18 protein-coding genes are annotated in these 18923 nt (G+C 62.8%); 11 read left to right on the top strand and 7 right to left on the bottom strand.

Annotation, left to right across the window (positions count from 1 at the left end):
• Positions 1-32: 32 nt before the first annotated feature.
• Together RX328_RS32155 and RX328_RS32160 are read right to left on the bottom strand one after the other, a co-directional pair.
• A complete protein-coding gene (locus RX328_RS32155; protein WP_213251747.1) occupies positions 33-767 on the bottom strand; it encodes a peptidoglycan-binding domain-containing protein in 735 nt (244 codons plus the stop codon).
• The gene (locus RX328_RS32160) at positions 760-2571 is read right to left on the bottom strand and encodes a PAS domain-containing sensor histidine kinase (RefSeq protein WP_312018015.1); all 1812 of its coding nucleotides are present in this window, start codon (positions 2569-2571) and stop codon (positions 760-762) included. The genes RX328_RS32155 and RX328_RS32160 overlap by 8 nt, the downstream gene beginning before the upstream one ends.
• Before the next feature lie 425 nt (positions 2572-2996).
• On the opposite strand from RX328_RS32160, the gene RX328_RS32165 reads away from it, so the two are divergent.
• Positions 2997-3428, top strand: coding sequence for a DUF5330 domain-containing protein (locus tag RX328_RS32165; protein WP_213251832.1), 432 nt, complete (start codon positions 2997-2999; stop codon positions 3426-3428).
• A gap of 81 nt (positions 3429-3509) precedes the next feature.
• Positions 3510-3938: a SufE family protein gene (locus RX328_RS32170; RefSeq protein WP_213251831.1), complete on the top strand. Its 429-nt coding sequence runs from the start codon at positions 3510-3512 to the stop codon at positions 3936-3938.
• A 41-nt stretch (positions 3939-3979) separates the two neighbouring features.
• On the opposite strand, the gene RX328_RS32175 is transcribed toward RX328_RS32170, so the two are convergent.
• Together RX328_RS32175 and RX328_RS32180 are read right to left on the bottom strand one after the other, a co-directional pair.
• The gene (locus RX328_RS32175) at positions 3980-4393 is read right to left on the bottom strand and encodes a MucR family transcriptional regulator (protein ID WP_213251746.1); all 414 of its coding nucleotides are present in this window, start codon (positions 4391-4393) and stop codon (positions 3980-3982) included.
• A gap of 180 nt (positions 4394-4573) precedes the next feature.
• The gene (locus RX328_RS32180; protein ID WP_213251745.1) at positions 4574-5437 is read right to left on the bottom strand and encodes a DUF308 domain-containing protein; all 864 of its coding nucleotides are present in this window, start codon (positions 5435-5437) and stop codon (positions 4574-4576) included.
• Positions 5438-5777: 340 nt separating this feature from the next.
• Here RX328_RS32180 and RX328_RS32185 point away from each other — a divergent pair, with 340 nt between their 5' ends.
• The 3 genes from RX328_RS32185 to RX328_RS32195 all read left to right on the top strand — a co-directional run bounded on the left by RX328_RS32185 (position 5778) and on the right by RX328_RS32195 (position 9319).
• Complete coding sequence (locus RX328_RS32185; RefSeq protein WP_213251744.1) at positions 5778-7427, top strand: glycosyltransferase family 39 protein; 1650 nt, start codon at positions 5778-5780, stop codon at positions 7425-7427.
• A 104-nt stretch (positions 7428-7531) separates the two neighbouring features.
• Positions 7532-8311 carry a class II aldolase/adducin family protein gene (locus RX328_RS32190; RefSeq protein ID WP_213251743.1) on the top strand — a complete coding sequence of 260 codons (780 nt, stop codon included), beginning with the start codon at positions 7532-7534 and terminating at the stop codon, positions 8309-8311.
• A 24-nt stretch (positions 8312-8335) separates the two neighbouring features.
• Positions 8336-9319 (top strand): NAD-dependent epimerase/dehydratase family protein, encoded by a 984-nt coding sequence (locus RX328_RS32195; RefSeq protein ID WP_213251742.1) that lies wholly within the window; start codon positions 8336-8338, stop codon positions 9317-9319.
• Between the two features lie 261 nt (positions 9320-9580).
• On the opposite strand, the gene RX328_RS32200 is transcribed toward RX328_RS32195, so the two are convergent.
• The 3 genes from RX328_RS32200 to RX328_RS32210 all read right to left on the bottom strand — a co-directional run bounded on the left by RX328_RS32200 (position 9581) and on the right by RX328_RS32210 (position 14011).
• Complete coding sequence (locus RX328_RS32200; protein ID WP_213251741.1) at positions 9581-10981, bottom strand: M20/M25/M40 family metallo-hydrolase; 1401 nt, start codon at positions 10979-10981, stop codon at positions 9581-9583.
• Positions 10982-10987: 6 nt separating this feature from the next.
• A complete protein-coding gene (locus tag RX328_RS32205) occupies positions 10988-12310 on the bottom strand; it encodes a glycosyltransferase family 87 protein (protein WP_312018014.1) in 1323 nt (440 codons plus the stop codon).
• A gap of 75 nt (positions 12311-12385) precedes the next feature.
• Positions 12386-14011 (bottom strand): helicase HerA-like domain-containing protein, encoded by a 1626-nt coding sequence (locus tag RX328_RS32210; RefSeq protein WP_213251829.1) that lies wholly within the window; start codon positions 14009-14011, stop codon positions 12386-12388.
• A gap of 325 nt (positions 14012-14336) precedes the next feature.
• On the opposite strand from RX328_RS32210, the gene RX328_RS32215 reads away from it, so the two are divergent.
• The 6 genes from RX328_RS32215 (at position 14337) to RX328_RS32240 (ending at position 18923) form a co-directional block, all read left to right on the top strand.
• A complete protein-coding gene (locus RX328_RS32215; protein ID WP_213251740.1) occupies positions 14337-14705 on the top strand; it encodes a DUF2267 domain-containing protein in 369 nt (122 codons plus the stop codon).
• A 52-nt stretch (positions 14706-14757) separates the two neighbouring features.
• Entirely contained in the window at positions 14758-15165 is a 408-nt protein-coding gene (locus RX328_RS32220; RefSeq protein ID WP_213251828.1) for a DUF4332 domain-containing protein, read from the top strand.
• Positions 15166-15252: 87 nt separating this feature from the next.
• The gene (gene folP, locus RX328_RS32225; protein ID WP_409410794.1) at positions 15253-16107 is read left to right on the top strand and encodes a dihydropteroate synthase; all 855 of its coding nucleotides are present in this window, start codon (positions 15253-15255) and stop codon (positions 16105-16107) included.
• Positions 16104-16475, top strand: a complete 372-nt coding sequence (gene folB / locus RX328_RS32230; protein ID WP_213251738.1) for a dihydroneopterin aldolase — start codon at positions 16104-16106, stop codon at positions 16473-16475. Before folP ends, folB begins: the two co-directional genes overlap by 4 nt.
• Position 16476: 1 nt before the next feature.
• Positions 16477-16968, top strand: a complete 492-nt coding sequence (gene folK, locus RX328_RS32235) for a 2-amino-4-hydroxy-6-hydroxymethyldihydropteridine diphosphokinase (RefSeq protein WP_213251737.1) — start codon at positions 16477-16479, stop codon at positions 16966-16968.
• A 92-nt stretch (positions 16969-17060) separates the two neighbouring features.
• A complete protein-coding gene (locus tag RX328_RS32240; RefSeq protein WP_213251736.1) occupies positions 17061-18923 on the top strand; it encodes a methylmalonyl-CoA mutase subunit beta in 1863 nt (620 codons plus the stop codon).

Genomic DNA, 18923 nt, shown 5'->3' on the forward strand with positions numbered 1-18923 from the left:
GAAGCGACGATAGGCCGACGAGCGGACGGAATCTAGTCGATCGGATGCCCGATCATCGCCGCGAGCTCCTTCACCAGCCGATCGGACATCTGCCCGGTCACCGGGAGCTTGCGGTCCCGCTCGAATTTCGAGATCGCGGCTTGGGTGTCCGCACCGACCGCCCCGGTCGGCTTCAACTGGCCGTAGCCATATTGCGTCAGTGCGCGCTGCACCGCCGCCACGCGACGCGCGCCGGCGCTTTGCCCATTTGCCGGAATCGGTGCCGGCGGTCGCACCACATTGGCAGGGGCCGCGGCGGGTGCGCCGGTCGACTTGACCACCAGATTGGTCATCGGATCGGCGTTCTTGGAATCGTTGTTCCTGGAGTCGCTCCTGGGCTCGGCGCTCTTGATCTCGATGTGTTTGGGATCGGCGCCCCTCACCTCGACCGGCCTGATTTCCGGCGGATCTAGATCGGCTGGCCGTGCGGTCAATTCGACGGGGCGCGGGCGCGGCAGTGGGTTCACGGCGGCAGCTTGCGGCGCCGGCAGCGTCACGACAGAGCCGAACATCGGCGAGGGATGGCGGCCGGCTTGCAGAAACAGCGCATTGGCGACAATAGCGCAGATTGCGGCAGCCGCGAGCAGGCCTGCGATCATGTCTTTCGGACTGTGCAGGAGAATGCGCACCACGAGGCCGCGCTCTTCCTCCGCTTCGATCGCAACCGCTTTCGCGCCGCGACGGCGGCGGCGCGGCATCTCGTCATCGTCGTCAATACGCCTAGGCACGTTTCTTCACCTGATGGACTTCATCGTGAGATTCGGGTCGCAACGCCGGCTTCAGCGTCGCGACGTTGTTTGAAGTGGTCAGCGAAGGCGCAAAGTCAAGCGGCAAGGTAACAGCCACCGTGGTACCCTCGCCGACACTGCTCTGCACGGTCATCTCGCCGTTGTGCAATCCAACCAGACCCTTCACAATCGACAGGCCGAGGCCGGTGCCTTCGTGCTTGCGCTGATAGGTCTTGCCGGCCTGGAAGAACGGATCGCCGATCCGCGCGAGATCCTCCGCGGCGATACCAACCCCGGTATCGGTGACATTCAGCAACAGCCGAGATCCTTCGACCGCCGCGGAAACCGTCACGCTGCCGCCGCGCTCGGTGAACTTGATGGCGTTGGTGATGAGGTTCAGCGCTATCTGCTTGAACGCGCGGGGATCGCCGTTCATCACGGGCAAGTCCTCCGATGCGCGGGTGATCAGGTCGACGCCGTTGTCGCGCGCCTTCAGCGCCAGCAAATTGCAGCAGTGCAACAGTGCCGCGCGCGGCGCGAACGGCTCCGGCGAAATCTCGAAATTACCGGTTTCCATCTTGGACATATCGAGGATGCCGTTGACGACCGACAGCAGATGCTGGCCGGAATCGTTGATCAACTGCGCATATTCCCTGCGGCGCGCGGCGTCGATCATCATCGCCTCTTCGTGCACGATCATCTCGGAGAAGCCGATGATGGCGTTCAGCGGCGTGCGCAGTTCGTGGCTCATGGTGGCCAGGAACCGCGTCTTGGAGGCATCCGCCTGCTCGGCGGCAGTACGCGCCATTTCAAGGGCCTGCTCTTGGATCTTGCGGTCGGTGATGTCGCGCATCACGGCAACAACCTCGGCCTCGGGCGAAACCTGCTCGAGCGGCCGGCAACGCATCTCGACCCAGATGAAATCGGCGGAAGCATTCTGGCCGCGAGGCGCGTCGCGGCGCAGGCGGAATTCGACGCTGCGCTGCTCGCTGCCGCGTGCAGCATCCGACAGGGCGGTGAGATAGGCCGGACGATCGGCGACATGGACGCGGTCGAACAGCCCATGGCCGGTGAGCCGGGCGCCCGGGGTGCCGAGCATGGCTTCCGCCGCCGGCGAAATGAACTCCACGGCGCCGCTGCGGTTGTGACGCGAAATCACGTCGCTCATGTTTCGCGCAAGCAAACGGTAGCGGTCTTCCTCGAGATAAAGCAGCGACACGGAAGTGCGCGCCAGCGATTCCGCGCTAACGGCCAGTCCCGCCGCATAGAGCGTTGCCGAAGCAACGCCGGCACCCATCAGAACGCCGTGCAGCGCCGCGTTCGGCTCCGCCATCGGCAGCAGGTGAAAATGCCCGAGCGCGATCAGCAAGGCGGCGCATGACAACGCAAGCGCAGAGGCAAATACGACTACGCGGCGCGAGGCCGACAGCGCCGCTTCCAGGGGAACGACGATGAGCCAGACCGCGGCGAACGATTCGATGCCGCCGGTGGTCACGGCGACCATCATGACAAGTCCCGCCAGCGCCAGCGCGGATAAGATATGCGCGCCCTCGTAGCGGCCGGTGCGCGACAGGAACCAGGACAACAGGATGGGTGCGATCAGCCAGGCGAAGGCAGCGACCTCGAGCGCCGTGGGCGCCCCGCGCATCGCCAGATAGACCGGAAAGGCCGCAAGCGCCACCAGGCTGCCGAGCAGCCGCGGCGCCATGAAAGCGCGATGGCGCGCACGCGTCAGCGCATCATATCGTGCCGAGGGATGCACCAGCGCATCGAGACAATCGCGGATGATACTCAAAACGGTCACGGCTCTCGCGCTTCGGCTTGTTCGTCAGACAGACGCGCCGGAACGCCCCCTCAATCTTTGCGTCACCGTGTCAGAGTGAGCTTAAGCGAACGCTAAGGCCCGGCGCATGGCCGACCAACAACGCACATCCGCGGAGGTTTGACGTCTCACGCGACGGTCATTCGACCCGGATGGTGAACGACAGGTTTCCAGCGCGGTCGAAACTATGGTTTCGAAATGGTGGATACGCGAGCGGCGCGAACTTTTCGCGCGGCGCTGGTCGTCAATCGAAAATTTACGCCGAATCGAATCGTTGCGGTTTTCAGAAAATTTTCGGCGATTTTACCTCAATGCAAACACTTGCGATTTATCGAGGGCTGTTAGTCAGAAACAAAGCTAGCGGACTTAACCGCAACACAACCATAAGAGACGACCGGGGTCGCGAGATGTTTTTTCTGCTTCGCATGGCATTCTGGCTCGGGCTCGTGCTCGTGCTGTTGCCCAGAGAAAAGACGGCTGAATCGGACAAGGTGCCGCAGATCGGCGCGTCCGAAGCCGTATCGGCTGCGACCGCCGCCGTCTCCGACATGGGCCAGTTCTGTAGGCGCCAGCCGGCGGCCTGCGAGGTCGGTGGCCAGGCCGCCACCGCGATCGGCCAGCGCGCCCAGGACGGGGCCCGCCAATTGTACAAGATCATCACCGACAAGAAGCCGGAGCCTCCCACCGTCCCCGACAAGAAGCCCGACCATACCAGCTCAATCGGCACCGCCGGCGACGCCGAGGCAGTGATCGCGGCCGCCTCGCCCGCCGACGCGCTGACGGAGGACGATATGGCGATCGAATGGCGGATGCCGCGGATGCCGTTGGCTTCAAAATAAGGCCGCGGAACCGGGTCCGTTCCGTCGCTTTCGTTCAATCCGCATCCTATATAAGACTTACGAAAACTGATGCGGGCCAAGATGACGATCGACGAAATCAGAGATAATTTCGAGCTGCTGGAGGAATGGGACGACCGCTACCGGTACGTCATCGAACTCGGCCGCATGCTCGACCCGATGCCGGAGGCCGAGCATTCCGCGGAGAACAAGGTCAATGGCTGCGTCAGCCAGGTCTGGCTTTCCCGGCAGATCGACCGCAGCGGAAACGGCGAACCGCGGCTGAAATATCTGGGCGACAGCGACGCTCACATCGTGCGCGGCCTGATCGCAATCCTGCTCACGCTCTATTCCGGCCGCACCCCGCAGCAGATCCTTTCAACCGATGCGCTCGCGGTGTTCGACGAATTCGGATTTCGCGAGCACCTGACGCCGCAGCGTTCCAACGGCCTGCGCTCCATGGTCGAGCGCATCCGCTCCGACGCGCGCGAGGCGCTTGCCGCGGCCTCGTGACCACCGTCATCGCGACCGTTGGCTTCTCGCAATAACCGGGCTTACTTCCGCTTCCGCGCCTGCTGGCCGAGGCCCATCTTCTTGGCGAGTTGCGAGCGCGCCACCGCGTAGTTCGGCGCCACCATGGGATAATCCGGCGGCAGGCCCCATTTGTCGCGGTATTGCTCCGGCGTCATGTTGTACTGCGTGCGCAAGTGACGCTTCAGCGACTTGAAGCGCTTGCCGTCCTCCAGACACACCAGATATTCCGGCGTCATCGACTTCTTCACCGACACGGCCGGCTTGGCTGGCTCAAGCGGCGTCTCGGGCCGGCCGCTCGACACCCGCATCAGCGCGGCATGGACCTGGCTGATCAGGTTCGGGATTTCCGAGGCCTGGGTCGGATTGTTGCTGAGATAGGCCGATACGATATTGGCGGTCAGTTCGACGGCCGTTTTGCCGGCGGAATCGGTCATGGCTCAACCTTTGGGATCACGAATGCATCTGTCGACCACACGGTTCTGACAGTATCCAATCACGGCAATACATCGGCGGAATCTCGTACGACTTGGCAAATATGGACGAACTACCGGGAAACTGACAAGAACGGCGGCGCTTTATTTTCAACAACCACTCTCGCGGCAAGTATTGCCGGTTCAGGACCGCTGATCGAGATGCGCGCGCAGTTCATCGATCGAGGCGAAGCGCATCATCCCCTCCGGCATCTGGGCCTCGATCGAACCGTCGGAGTAGAGGGAATATGCCATGCCATCGACGACGCCGGACTTCAGCACCGTCACCGCCGGCTGATCCTCCGTGCGCGGCGGTCCACCATTGGCTTCCGCCGGCGCCGGGGGTGTGCGGCCGCCGCGGCGCTGCAGCGGGGTTTCACTGGGTTTTGCGCGCTCCGCTTTCGGCCAGGTTTCCTCGAACGACGCCCGTGGCGGTTCGGCCGGCTCGACCGGCGGCACGGCGGGTGGATTGGAACGAAGGTCCGATGACAAAAGGTCCGGCGGCAGCGGCTCACTGGCGCGCCCCTGCGCGCGCTCGCGCTCTCTTCGCGACGTCGAAGAAAACAGCAAATTGCGCTTCGGTTTCGGAGCCGACGGTGCGGGTTCGGGGTGTGTCGGCTCCGGGATCGGGTGATCGCGCAGGACAGCCTCGTTCTGCCAAGGCGGCGGCACCGCTGGCGAGAAAGGCGGCGGTGCTGTTGGGGGGAATGGTCCGGGACCAGTGGGCTGATCGGCGGCCGGGAAACCGCCTTCGAAGGGAGCGAAATCCCGCACCGCGGCCTCGCCGCGCGCTTCAGACACGCCAGCGCCGAGCCGCCGCGCAACGTTCTTCAGCTCCCGGACCGCTATCCAGAGCGCGAGCATGATCGCGCCGGTGCAGACGCCGATCACGCCGGCGATGATCAACGTGTTGCCGGTGCTGAATTCCTTGATCGGGATCCCGAAGCCGATCGCCAGCAGCCCCGCCAAAACGAGGCCGATCGCGGCGACCAACATAACAACCATCATTGAACTAACCCCTCAGCCGCGCCCGAAACGCTCGCAAGCCGCCCAACGCCACGATACCGTCATATTGTGCGCATCGCCACCCGCCAAATTGCACACTGGGTTCCGCATAGCGTTGTTCGGTTACAGGAATCCCGGTCGCGGGTGTTTCGTGCCATTCAGGTGCCGTTCACTCCGGCGCCCGTAGTTTTACCACCTACCAATTACTGCCCTTTTGTTGCATTGCATCAGGGATTTACGCCACAATTCCCAATTACTTGGTAATGGAACTGAGCTATATGGGTACCCGGGGAATGAGGCTCAAGAATATCCAAGCTGGGCCATAGGGGACTCTGGGCTACCAATGTCATCCATCACGACTTCTGCCCTCGATACGCCTTCACGGCGCTCGTTGGAGCGGACCTGTGACGACCTTGCCATCTTCGTGCTGGCCGTTGTCACCCTCGTCGCTGGCCTGACCTTCCGCGACTATGGGCTGGGCTGGGACGACTACACGCACGCCGAATATGCCGATCTGCTGCTGCGGATGTACGGTTCCGGCTTCAAGGATACCGGCGCGCTGTCGTTCGCCAATCTCTACATGTATGGCGGCGGCTTCGACATGGCGGCCGCCCTGCTGCACAAGGTCATCCCGCTCGAATTGTTCGAAACGCGCCGCCTGCTCGGCGCCGTCGTCGGCCTGATCGGTCTTGCCGTGACCTGGCGGCTGGCGCGGCGCGTCGGCGGCCCGCTTGCCGGGCTCGCGACGCTGCTCTTGCTGGCGCTGTGTCCGACCTTCTACGGGCACATGTTCATGAACCCGAAGGACGCGCCGTTTGCCGTCTCGATGGTGATCCTGATCCTGGGTCTGGTGCGCCTCGCCGAGGAGTATCCCGCGCCTTCGCCGCGAACCATCCTGATCATAGGCCTCGGCGCCGGCCTCTCGATCGGCTGCCGGATCCTCGGCGGGCTGGCGGTGGTCTATGCGATGGTGGGCTTCGTCCCGCTGTTGATCGAGGACGTCCGCACGCAAGGCTCGCGCGAGGCGATCCGCCGCTTCGCCCATGTCGTGTACGTGCTGCTGCCCGGCCTCGTGCTCGGGTACCTGATCATGGGCCTGGTGTGGCCGTGGTCGATTATGGAGCCGGACCACCCCTTCAAGGCGCTGACCTATTTCTCGCATTTCTTCGAAAAACCGTGGAAGGAAATGTTCGACGGGGCGCTGGTCTCGGTGCCGGACATGCCATGGTCCTACCTGCCGACTCTGTTCGCGCTGCAGCTTCCCGAGATATTGCTCGCGCTTCTGCTCGCCGGCGTCGTCGGCAGCTTTATGTCGCTGTCGCGCGTGGACGTGGCAGCGCGCCGCAAGACCATCTTCCTGATGTTGACGCTGGCGGCCACGCTGCCGCTGGTGATCGCGATGGTGAAGCGGCCGGCGCTCTACAACGGCATCCGGCATTTCGTTTTCGTGATCCCGCCGATGGCCGTGCTAGCCGGCGCATCGTTCGCCTGGGGTATGAACTGGCTGAAGAACAATCACCGCCGGTGGCAACCGGCGGCGCTAGCGGTGTTCACGTTCGGCCTGCTGTTGCCGCTCAGCGAGATGATCCGCCTGCACCCTTACGAATACACCCACTTCAATCACATCGCCGGCACCGTTCGCGGCGCCGACAAGATGTTTATGCTGGATTATTGGGGGCTGGCGCTGAAGCAGGCTTCCGACGGTCTGCGCGAAGAGCTGGTCGAACGGCAGGAATTCCCTCCACAGGGACGCAAGTGGAAGGTCGCGGTGTGCGGCCCGCAGCGCCCGGCGCAGGTGGCGCTCGGTCCCGACTTCACGATCGGCTGGGACAGCCAGTCGGCCGACTTCGCGATGACGCTGGGCGAGTTCTACTGCAAGGGCCTCACTGCACCGGTCATGGTCGAAATCAAGCGCGACGATGTCGTGTTCGCGCGCGTCTATGACATCCGCGGCCGCGCCATCTCGACACTGCTGGCGATTCCAGCGCCGTAAGTCGGCAAGAGCATAACTGCCACCCGTGATGCCTGCCTTGCTGGCCATCCGGCACAGGGCTAGGCTAGCTCCCGAAATCAACAATTTTCGGGAGAAGCCACGCCATGTCGCCAGCCGAAGCTCGCCTGAAACAAGTTCCATCCGGCATCACGGATGCCGAGTGGAACCAGCGCGTCAATCTCGCCGCCTGCTATCGCCTCGTCGCGCTCTATGGCTGGGACGATCTGGTCGATACCCACATCTCGGCGCGCGTGCCCGGCCCCGACCATCACTTTCTGATCAATCCTTACGGCTTGATGTTCGAGGAAATCACGGCGTCGAGCCTGGTGAAGGTCGATCTCCACGGCAACCAGCTCAGCGAGAGCGAATACAGCATCAACCCGGCCGGCTTCACCATCCACTCGGCGATCCATGAGGTGCGCGAGGATGCCGGCTGCGTGCTCCATCTGCACACGCCCGACGGGACAGCGGTGGCGAGCTGCATGGAGGGCCTGCTGCCGATGAACCAGACCGCGCAGTTCGTCACCCACGATCTCGCCTACCACGATTACGAAGGCGTGGCGCTGGACCACGACGAGCGCCCGCGGCTGCAGAAGGACCTCGGCAACAAGAACCACATGCTGTTGCGCAACCACGGCACCCTCACCGTCGGCCGTTCGGTCGCCGCCGCCTTCGAGCGCATGTACCATCTGGAGCGGGCCTGCACGATGCAGGTGCGCACGCGCATGCTGGGGCCCACCGCCTACCCGATCGAGCAGGCCGTGATCGACAAGAACGAGCGGCTGTTCGCCAACGCCGATTTCGCGGAACGGCGCTCGACCGAGCTGGTATGGCCGCCGCTGTTGCGCAAGCTCGATCGCATCGATCCGAGCTACAACAGCTGAGCCCGAAGAGAAGGTCATCGCGGCGTGACGGTACTGGTGACCGGCAGTTCCGGCCATCTCGGCGAGGCGCTGATGCGTACGTTGCGGGCGCAGCGGCGCGAGACCATCGGTATTGACGTTCTGCCCGGCGTGTTTACACACCACGTGGGCTCGATTACTGACCGCGCGTTCGTGCGCCGCTGCATGAACGGCATCACGACCGTGCTGCACGCCGCGACGCTGCACAAGCCGCACGTGGCTACCCACAGCCGCCAGGAATTTATCGACGTCAACATCACCGGCACGCTCAATTTGCTCGAAGAAGCCGCGGCAGCCGGCATCACGGCATTTGTCTACACCAGCACCACAAGCGTCTTCGGCGAGGCGCTGGTGCCACCGCCGGGCGAGCCGGCGGCCTGGATCACCGAAGATGTCACGGCCGTGCCGAAAAACATCTATGGCGTCACCAAGGCCGCCGCGGAGGATCTGTGCCAGCTCTTTGCGCGCAATGACGCGATTCGCACCATCGTGCTGCGCACCTCGCGCTTCTTTCCCGAAGAGGATGACAATCGCGCGACACGCGAGGCCTACACCGACGCCAACATCAAGACCAACGAGTTCCTCTATCGGCGCGTCGATATCGAAGACGTGGTCAGCGCGCATCTTTTGGCGGCCGACCGCGCGCCATCGACTGGCTTCGCGAAATACATCATCAGCGCCACCACGCCATTCTCACGCAACGACACGGCGGAACTGCGCAACGACGCGCCGCGTGTGGTCCGCCGTTACGTGCCGGAGTTTGAGGCTGAATTTGCGTGGCGCGGCTGGAGGATGATTCCAGGCATCGATCGCGTCTACGTCAACGACCGCGCACGTGCCGAACTCGGCTGGCAGCCGCGCCATGATTTCCGCGCGCTGATTGCGCGGCTGCAGGCCGGCGGGGATATCCGCAGTCCGCTCGCGCGCGAGATCGGCAGCAAGGGCTATCACGACCGCGTCTTTCGCGAGGGACCCTACCCGGTGGAGTGACGGCGCGAGAGATATCCGGTGGACAAGCCGCGCGGATGCGCTAAACTGCCTGTCACACACCCTCTACACGTCTTGAAATCAAACGCCGTCCAATCCCGGGCGGCGTTTTTATTTTAAGTAGCTCCGTAGGGTGGGCAAAGCGACTTGTCCGCCGTAGCTCGCAGAGCGAAGGCGGAAGCGTGCCCACCATCAAAAGACCGGCTCACCGGCTAGACGGTCGGCACGTCGCTTCGCGCCTTTGCCCACCCTACCGCTCCCGCGCTACTTCCCCTCCGCGAACGCGCCCAGGATCCGCGCCCAGGAGCGGATACCCTTGTGATAGCTCTTCAGGTCGTACTTCTCGTTCGGCGAATGAATGTTGTCGTCGTCGAGACCGAAGCCGACCAGCACGGTGTCGAGACCTAACGTGCGCTTGAAATCCGCCACGATCGGAATCGAGGCGCCGGAGCCGATCAGGAGCGCCTCCTTGCCCCACTCGTCCGTCAGCGCGCGCTTGGCGGCCGCCAGCGGCCTCATGTTCCAGTCGAGCGCAATCGCCGGCGCGTTGGAATGGTCGGTGAACTCGGCCTTGCAATCGGCGGGCACGCGCGCCCTGACGTAATCGCGGAAGGCTTTTCGGATTTTCTCCGGATCTTGTCCCTCCACCAGCCGGAACGAAACCTTGGCGGAAGCTTCCGCCGGGATTACCGTCTTCGAGCCCTCGCCGGTATAGCCACCGATGATGCCGTTGATGTCGCAGGTCGGGCGCGAGGAAACCTGTTCGATCAGGAGGCGATCCTTTTCACCGGCCGGAATGGAAAGGCCGATCGGCTTCAGGAACGATTCCGGCGTGAGGTTGAGATTCTTCCACTGCGCCAGGATGTCCGACGGCAGGTCTTTTACGCCATCGTAGAATCCGGGAATGGTGATGTGGCCGTTCTCGTCATGCAGGCCGCCGAGAACGTTGGTCAGCACCCGGATCGGGTTGCGCGCGCCGCCGCCAAAAATGCCGGAATGGAGGTCGCGATTGGCGGCCTTGATCTTGACCTCGTCATAGACGAGCCCGCGCAGCGAAGTCGTGATCGCCGGCGTGTTCTGGTCCCACATACCGGTGTCGCAGACGAGCGCGAAGTCGGCCTTCAGATCAGCCTTGTTCGCTTCCAGGAACGGCACGAAGTTTTTCGATCCGATTTCCTCTTCACCCTCGATAATGATGGTGATGTCGACCGGCAGCGATCCTGTGACCTTCTTCCAGGCGCGGCAGGCCTCGACGAAAGTCATCAACTGGCCCTTGTCGTCCTCGGCGCCGCGCGCGACGATGATCTTGCGGCCGTCGGCATGGTCGGTGACAACAGGCTCGAACGGCGGCCGGTGCCACAAATTGAGCGGATCGACGGGCTGCACGTCATAATGTCCGTAGAACAGCACGTGCGGCCGGCTGCCCCCGCCGCCATTGGCTTTCGCGACGATCGCCGGATGCCCCGCCGTCGGCCTCACCTCGGCCTTGAAGCCGAGCGTCGCGATATCCTTTGCCAGATGATCGGCGGCCGCCTTGCAATCGCCGGCAAAAGCCGGATCGGCCGAGATCGACTTGATCCGCAACAGCGCGAACAGCCGTTCAAGGCTGTTGTCGAAATCGGCGTCGATGTGATCGAGGACCGGCTGAATCTTGGCGTTGGACATGGCTTGTTATCCCTGGCTGCGAGCCTTGTTGTTAGCGTCAAGTTGTAGCTCGCCCGCGGTGTGAGGCAAGGCAACTTCTGCGGCAGGCGGATGCAATATGTGCCAGACCAGGCCCGCCACCAGCAGGACGGTGGCGGCGAGATTGTTGCCATAGGCCTGCAGATCAACCGGGAACAGCGGCAGCGACAGGCACAGCAAGCCGCCCGCAACGGCGAGCAACATCCATGTCCCGGTTTTGACCGGCGGGCGCGGATCGTAAGCGGCGCGGTGGAGCAAAACAGTGATCGGGAAGAATAGCCACAGGAAGTAGTATTGCCGGGCCAGCGGCGAAGCTACCGTGATCAGGCAAAACAGGATGCCGATCTCTTCGGCATCCGACCGTTCCGTGCGGCGCAAGGCCGGCGGCATGACAGCGAGATAGCCGAGCCCGATCGCGAGCGAGATCGCCACGACGATCCAGTTCGCCGTCCTGAAATCGACGTCGATGATGTTCATCGTGCGCACGGGCTTGGCCGGATTGTCCTGGTTGTAGTTGATCGGCCGCGTCAGCCGGTGCGTCACCGCGATGATTGACTGGTTGACCCACGACCAGTTTTGCTCGTCTCGCTGCCCGAACCCCTTCTCCGAACTCGAACCCACCATGCCCTGGTACCAGGTCCTCAGTTCCGTGACATTGTGCTGGAAGCCGCGAAACGGCGCCGGCAGCACGAACAGAAACAGGCCGATGAAAACCAGCATGCTCGCGGCTGCCGCCCACTGTCTTCGCCACACCAGATAAGGCAACACCGCGACCGGAAACACCTTGATCGCGGTAGCGAGCGCGAACATGCTTCCTGCCATCCAGCCACGGTGATCGCGCAACAGCCAGAATCCGTAGAGCATCAGCGCCAGCAGCACGAGATTGGGCTGGCCAAGGTCGAACATATCGAACACGAAGGTGACGGTGACGAAGCCGGGCAGTGCTTCCAGCCATGGCCCGGGCTTGTGCCCTGATCCCGCCATCGCGTGCGAGAACTGGGCTGTCATCCACCACGCGACGATGTTGAGAAATGACAGGCAAAGATAGAGTGGGATCTTGCCAAACCAGCTCGGGATCGCCAGCAGCACTGCCGACAGCGGCGGATAGATGAACTCGAAATAGGTGCCGGGGTCGTCAGGGTAGAGATTCTTGCCCTGCAACACCTGCTGACCGGCCCAGAACCAGAGCGGATAGTCCTTGGTCTTGCCGTTGCCCCAGATTTCCGGGACCAGCACGTCGGCCGTCAACGCGATGCAACAGACCAGAAACAGGATATCGAGCGGTCTTCGTAGCGACGGATATCTCAGCACACGCTCGTTCCGGATTCAGAGGAGATTACGTCGCAGCTCTTCACGCGAACCGACTGCCATTCGCTCGAAAAAGTCCTATCGCCGCAGCAAGCCGCCGAGCGCGCCACGCACCAGCGCGCGACCAACTGAACTGCCGAGCGATCCACCAACGGATTTGCCGAGATCGGCGACAATGCCGCCGACCACCCTGTTGGTGACGGACCGGGTAACGTCTCGCGCAATCACCTGCCCCGTCGACAGCCTGCCGCGCTTGACGTTGGTGCCGAAAATCGTGCCGACGATCGAACCGATCTGGCCGAGAATTCCGCCGCCGCCAGCGCCACCATCTTGCCCTTCCGCAGGCGCCGCCGTCGTAGCTACCCGCTTCTGCAGCATCTCGTAGGCGGATTCGGCGTCGACCGCGGTGTCGTATTTGCCCTTGACCGGGCTGTTGCCCATGATCGCCTTGCGCTCTTCCGGCGTGATTGGCCCGATCCGCGCTGTCGGCGGCCGGATCATGACGCGCTCGACCATGGTCGGCGTGCCACCGCCTTCAAGGAACGACACCAGCGCCTCGCCCTTGCCGAGTTCCATGATGACGCGAGCGGTGTCGAGCTTTGGATTTGGCCGGAAGGTCTGCGCCGCCGCGTTCACCGCCTTCTGGTCGCGAGGCGTGAAGGCGCGCAACGCGTGCTGCACGCGGTTGCCTAACTGGGCCAGCACCTTGTCCGGCACGTCGATCGGATTTTGCGTGACGAAATAGACGCCGACACCCTTGGAGCGGATCAGCCGGACCACCTGCTCGATCTTATCGAGCAATGCCTTCGGTGCATCGTTGAACAACAGGTGCGCCTCATCGAAGAAGAACACCAGTTTCGGCTTCGGCAGGTCGCCGGCTTCCGGAAGCTCTTCGAACAGCTCCGACAGCATCCACAGCAGAAAGGTCGCGTAGAGCCTCGGGTTCTGCATCAGCTTGTCGGCGACCAGAATGTTGACTATTCCCCGGCCATCGCTGTCCGTCTTCATGAAGTCTTTCAGCAAAAGCGCTGGCTCACCGAAGAATTTAGTGCCGCCCTGGTTTTCCAGCACCAGAAGCTGGCGCTGAATCGTCCCGATGGTCGCCTTGCTGACATTGCCGAAGCTTTGCGCGGCCTTCCGGATTTCGGCCAGCTCATCCTCCTCGGCATCGGGCCCCTTTCTGCCGCCAACTGGCGCGATCGCATCCAAGAGCGATCGCAGATCCTTCATGTCGATCAGCGTCAGACCGTTTTCATCCGCTACACGGAATGCGACGTTGAGGACGCCTTCCTGCACGTCGTTCAGGTCGAGCATTCGCGACAGCAAAAGCGGTCCCATTTCCGTCACGGTGGCGCGAACCGGATGGCCCTGCTCGCCGAACACGTCCCAAAACACGGTCGAGAACTGGTCGGGCTGGAATTTAAGGCCCATCTCGCCGGCGCGCTTGAGAATGAAGTCCTTTGCTTCACCGACTTCAGCAATTCCGGACAGATCGCCCTTGATATCGGCCGCGAACACGGGAACACCGGCGCGGGCAAAGCCCTCCGCCATCACCTGCAGCGACACGGTCTTGCCGGTGCCGGTCGCGCCGGTGACGAGGCCATGCCGATTGGCAAGCGCCAGCGTCAGCCAAGCCGTCTGTTCGCCTTTTCCGATGAAGATCTTCTCGTCGGTATCGGCCGTCTTGTTATCAGAAGTCACCATCGCATCGCCTCTTCGCGCGCCGGGGGATTTGGTGGCGATCATATCGCATCCTGCCCGCCGATTGAAACGGTCAGCGATACATACGTGAGCATTCGCCCGCCTGTTCGTTCATGCTTCTCATACTTTTTTCCGACCTTTGGCAGAAAAGTCGAGAGCGCAGCGCAACAAGTCAGCGTGAATCCGGCATTCACTCTTGCATTGCTGCAACACTCGCGACTCGATCTAAGCCTTCGCACGCGCGGATCGCTTGTATTTCAGATCGCAGGAGCTCAAGATCAATTTAGAAGTACACGACCCGGTTAAACCGGTTGGGGACGGGGCAAATATGGACGAACTGGTAGGACAGCTGGCCTCCAAGGCCGGCATCGATCGCGCTGTCGCTGAAAAAACCATCGGCATCGTTCTGGGTTTTCTCCGTAACGAGGGCCCATCCGACAAGGTTCAGGCCGCCCTGATCGACCAAATTCCGGGTGCCGAAGCCGCCATTGCGGCTTCTAGCAGCAATGGCGGCTTCGCGAGGCTGATGGATGGAGGCTTGATGGCGGTTGGCACCAGGCTGATGGCGCTCGGTCTGGGCATGAGCGAGATTCAAAACGTGGCGCGTGAACTTTTCAGGTTCGGTCGCGACAAAATCGGAGCAGATCAAATGGGCGAAATCATTTCAGGGACACCGGGTCTCAGCCAGTTCGCATAGTCGTCTTGGTGAGCACTTCGGCCCGGGCACATTCTTTTTTTCATCTGGTATCATGACTTATCCCCTTTCCGAGATCGACGGCTTGACCGCCTACTCTGCCTCGAAACTGAAGTCGTTGGGCATTCGCACGACTGATGCGCTGTTGGAAGCCGCTCGCACCGTGAAAGGGCGCAAGTCGCTCGCAGCGAAGACCGGCATCAGCGAGCAGCAACTGCTGGAATGGGCCAATTTTTCCGACTACATGCGCATTCCCGGGATGGGCAAGGCCAAGGTGGGCCTAATGCGTGCCGCAGGCGTCACCACGGTACGCGAACTCGCCCATCGCAATCCGGCGCGACTTGCCCAAAACATGAAAGACGTGAACACGAAGCGCAAACTCGTCCGGGTTTTGCCCTCCGAACGATCTGTCGAGCAACTGATCGAGCAAGCGCGCAAGCTGCCGCCCAAAATTAGCTATTGAAGATCAGCAACTGAAGCGCCAGGCCGCCCGCGGTGCCGGCCCTCACGCCTTGACTCGGCGGCGCGGACCGCGCAAAGCGACCGCATGATGGCAGCCAAGCCCAGACCTCCCGCTGCGTCCGGTCCGGCCGGTCAATCGGTGCTGCCTGCGCTGCTCTCCAAGCCCTATCCGGCGGTGATGGGCGTCCTGAATTTGACGCCTGATTCATTCTCCGACGGCGGTCAATTCGCCGCCCCGGAGCGGGCGCTGGCCCAAGCCCGGCGGATGATCGCCGAGGGCGCCGATATCATCGACATCGGCGCAGAATCCACCCGGCCCTACGGATCGGAACCGATCTCGGCGGAAGAGGAATTGAAGCGCCTGCAGCCGATACTGTCCGACGTCGTCGCGCTCGGCATTCCCGTGTCGATCGACAGCATGAAATCGGCCGTGGTTGCCTGGGCGCTCGATCAGGGCGCCGCGATCGCCAACGACGTCTGGGGGCTGCAGCGCGATTCCGGCATGGCCGGGCTGGTCGCGGAGCGTGGCGCGCCCGTCATCGTCATGCATAACCGCGAGCGCGCCGATACTGCTGTAGACATCATGGAGGATATCGCCGCTTTCTTTGCGCGTTCGCTCGACATCGCCGCAAAGGCGGGAATTTCATCCGACAAGATCGTGCTCGACCCCGGCATCGGCTTCGGCAAGACGCCCGATCAGAGCATGACCGCGCTGGCGCGGCTCGGCGAGCTGCACTCGTTCGGGCTGCCGCTGTTGGTCGGCGCCTCACGCAAGCGTTTCATCAGCACGGTGACGCCGTCGGAACCACATCAGCGCCTCGGCGGTTCGATTGCCGCCCATCTGCTGGCGGCCCAGAACGGGGCGCGGATCATCCGGGCGCATGACGTCGCCGAAACCGTGCAAGCGTTGCGTGTGGCCGCAGCAATCAGGGAACAGGGATGAGCGATACGATCTTCATCACCGGCCTCGTCATCCATGCCCGCCATGGCGTAATGGAGCACGAGACCAGAGTCGGGCAACGGTTCGTGATCGATCTCGAACTCTCCATCAACTTGTCAGAGTCCTCGCACTCTGATCGGCTGTCCGACACCGTGTCTTATGCCAGCGTGGTCGAGACCGCGACCGCCGCGTTCACGAACACCAACTACAAGCTTTTGGAGCGTGCGGCCGGCGCCGTTTCGGACGCGATCTTCGCGGCATACCCACGCGTCCATGCGGTCAAGGTCACGGTCCACAAGCCGCATGCGCCGATCGCCGAGATCTTCGAGGATGTCGGCGTGGTGCTGATGCGCACGCGGCAATCGCCCTGACATGGCTGACGTCCTGATCGCGCTCGGCGGCAATGTCGGCGACGTTCGCGCGACGTTCAGGAAGGCCATTTCCAATATATGCGGCATGACGCAGGCGGCGTTGCTCGCCCGTTCCTCTGACTACATCACCCCGCCCTGGGGCGAGGAACACCAGGCGCCCTTCATCAATGCCTGCATCGAGATCGAAACCAGCCTTGATCCGCATGCGCTGCTATTCACGTTGCACAAGATCGAGAAGAAATTCGGCCGCGACCGCGCTGATGAGACGCGCTGGGGTCCGCGCACCCTCGACCTCGACTTGATCGCCTATGATGACGTTAGCCTCGACAAGCCGGAACTGACGCTGCCACACCCCCGGCTGTTCGAGCGGGCTTTTGTGCTGGTGCCGCTCGCGGAAATTGCGCCCGACCGTATCATCGCGGGACGCCGCGTTAGCGATGTGCTGGCTCAGCTTTCAACCGAGGGCATCCAGCGGTTACCTGACCACGATTGAGCCCGAAAAGACCCAAAACACTGTTTGGCTTGACGGCCGCCCCGTGGCAATTTCCGGCCAAATCAAGAGACGACCAGGGAATAGTGGGCTGGATGACCAATACTGACGAGCTGACTTTGGCCGCGGAGTTTCCGCCGGCGACCTATGACGACTGGCGCAAGCTGGTCGACGGGGTGCTGAAAGGCGCGCCATTCGAGAAACTGGTCAGCAAGACCTCCGATTGGTTGAAAATCGATCCGATCTATCGCCGCGCGAAAGGTGCCACACCAGTTGCCGGCCGTGCCGCCGCTGCTCCCTGGCAGATCATGCAGCGGATCGATCATCCCGACGCCAAAGTGGCCAACGCGCAGGCACTGCACGATCTGGAGAACGGCGCTACGGGGCTGACACTGGTGTTCGCTGGCGCCAATGGCGCCCACGGGTTTGGATTGGATCCTTCGGCCGAAGCAGTCGAAGCCGTCCTCGACGGCATTTATCTCGATGCCGGCATCGGCGTCGAGCTTCAGATCGGTCCGCAGTCCAGAATGGCGGCCATTCAGGTCGCCGAATACATCAAACGCAAAGGGCTCGATCCCGCGGCCTGCGATATCCGTTTCGGTCTCGACCCGGTCGGATCCTGTGCGGTATCGGGCTCCAGTCCCTATAGCTGGGACGAAATCGTGCCCGCGGTCACCAGCGCCATCAAGAGCTTCGCCGCGATGGGCTTCAAGGGCCTGTTCGCAGCCGCCGATGGACGGATAATCCATGATGCCGGAGGATCGGAAGCGCAGGAGCTTGCATTCGTGCTCGCCTCCGGCGTCGCCTATCTACGTGCCACCGAGCAGGCTGGCATCGCGCTCGAAGACGCGCAAGGGATGGTCTACGCGCGGCTTGCCGCAGACGCGGACCAGTTCCTGACGCTGGCGAAATTCCGCGCGCTGCGGCTGTTGTGGGCGCGGATCGAACAGGCCTGTGGCTTGGCGCCCAAACCGTTGTTCATCGCCGCCAATACCGCCTGGCGCATTCTGACGCAGCGCGACCCTTATGTGAACATGCTGCGCGCGACGATGGCGACCTTCTCCGCTGGCCTCGGCGGCGCAAACGCCATCACCGTATTGCCGCACACGCTGGCCCTGGGATTGCCCGATCCGTTCGCGCGGCGCGTGGCGCGCAACACGCAACTGGTGCTGTTGGAAGAATCCAATCTCGCCAAGGTGAGCGATCCGGCAGCCGGCTCCGGCGGCATCGAAACGCTAACGCGGCAACTCTGCGAAGCTGCATGGTCGCTGTTCCAGGAAATCGAGAAGGCCGGCGGTATGTTCTCCGCCCTCGAACAGAACCTGATCCAGAAAAAGGTCGCCGCAACGCGGGCCGCGCGCGAGTTCAACGTCGCCAAGCGGCGCGACGTACTGACCGGCGCCAGCGAATTTCCGAACCTGCATGAGGACGAGATCGCCGTGCTGGAAGCTACGCCGATCGTGCTGCCACCCTATGGCGAGGCCAAGTACAAGTTCGACCCGCTGCCGCCGATGCGGCTGGCCGCGCCGTTCGAGGCGCTGCGCGACAAATCGGACGAAAAGCTCAAGTCATCTGGCGCGCGGCCAAAGATCTTCCTCGCCAATCTCGGCTCGCCCGCCGACTTCACCGCCCGCGCCACCTTTGCGAAGAGTTTCTTCGAGACCGGCGGCATCGAGGCGCTCGACACGCAAGGATTTGCGGATCCTGCAGCACTCGCTGCCGCATTCACGGCGTCCGGTGCGGAAATTGCCTGCCTGTGCTCGTCCGACAAGGTCTATGCGGAACATGCGGCACCCGCCGCAAAGGCCCTTCAAGCGGCCGGCGCCAAGCATATCTATCTGGCAGGGCGGCCCGGCGAACAGGAGGCCGCGCTGCGTTCTGCCGGCGTCGGCGATTTCATCTTTGCCGGCGGCGACGCGCTGGCGATGCTGCAGGCCGCCTGGCAGCGGATGGAGTGA

Origin of the sequence: Bradyrhizobium sp. sBnM-33 (assembly GCF_032917945.1) — a bacterium.
GTDB lineage: Bacteria > Pseudomonadota > Alphaproteobacteria > Rhizobiales > Xanthobacteraceae > Bradyrhizobium.

Bases quoted from the DNA above. Each gene is read 5' to 3' on its own strand.
- RX328_RS32165 (WP_213251832.1), top strand. From the start codon at position 2,997: ATGTTTTTTCTGCTTCGCATGGCATTCTGGCTCGGGCTCGTGCTCGTG.
- RX328_RS32170 (WP_213251831.1), top strand. From the start codon at position 3,510: ATGACGATCGACGAAATCAGAGATAATTTCGAGCTGCTGGAGGAATGG.
- RX328_RS32175 (WP_213251746.1), bottom strand. From the start codon at position 4,393: ATGACCGATTCCGCCGGCAAAACGGCCGTCGAACTGACCGCCAATATC.
- RX328_RS32180 (WP_213251745.1), bottom strand. From the start codon at position 5,437: ATGATGGTTGTTATGTTGGTCGCCGCGATCGGCCTCGTTTTGGCGGGG.
- RX328_RS32185 (WP_213251744.1), top strand. From the start codon at position 5,778: ATGTCATCCATCACGACTTCTGCCCTCGATACGCCTTCACGGCGCTCG.
- RX328_RS32190 (WP_213251743.1), top strand. From the start codon at position 7,532: ATGTCGCCAGCCGAAGCTCGCCTGAAACAAGTTCCATCCGGCATCACG.
- RX328_RS32200 (WP_213251741.1), bottom strand. From the start codon at position 10,981: ATGTCCAACGCCAAGATTCAGCCGGTCCTCGATCACATCGACGCCGAT.
- RX328_RS32210 (WP_213251829.1), bottom strand. From the start codon at position 14,011: ATGGTGACTTCTGATAACAAGACGGCCGATACCGACGAGAAGATCTTC.
- RX328_RS32215 (WP_213251740.1), top strand. From the start codon at position 14,337: ATGGACGAACTGGTAGGACAGCTGGCCTCCAAGGCCGGCATCGATCGC.
- RX328_RS32220 (WP_213251828.1), top strand. From the start codon at position 14,758: ATGACTTATCCCCTTTCCGAGATCGACGGCTTGACCGCCTACTCTGCC.
- folP (WP_409410794.1), top strand. From the start codon at position 15,253: ATGGCAGCCAAGCCCAGACCTCCCGCTGCGTCCGGTCCGGCCGGTCAA.
- folB (WP_213251738.1), top strand. From the start codon at position 16,104: ATGAGCGATACGATCTTCATCACCGGCCTCGTCATCCATGCCCGCCAT.
- folK (WP_213251737.1), top strand. From the start codon at position 16,477: ATGGCTGACGTCCTGATCGCGCTCGGCGGCAATGTCGGCGACGTTCGC.
- RX328_RS32240 (WP_213251736.1), top strand. From the start codon at position 17,061: ATGACCAATACTGACGAGCTGACTTTGGCCGCGGAGTTTCCGCCGGCG.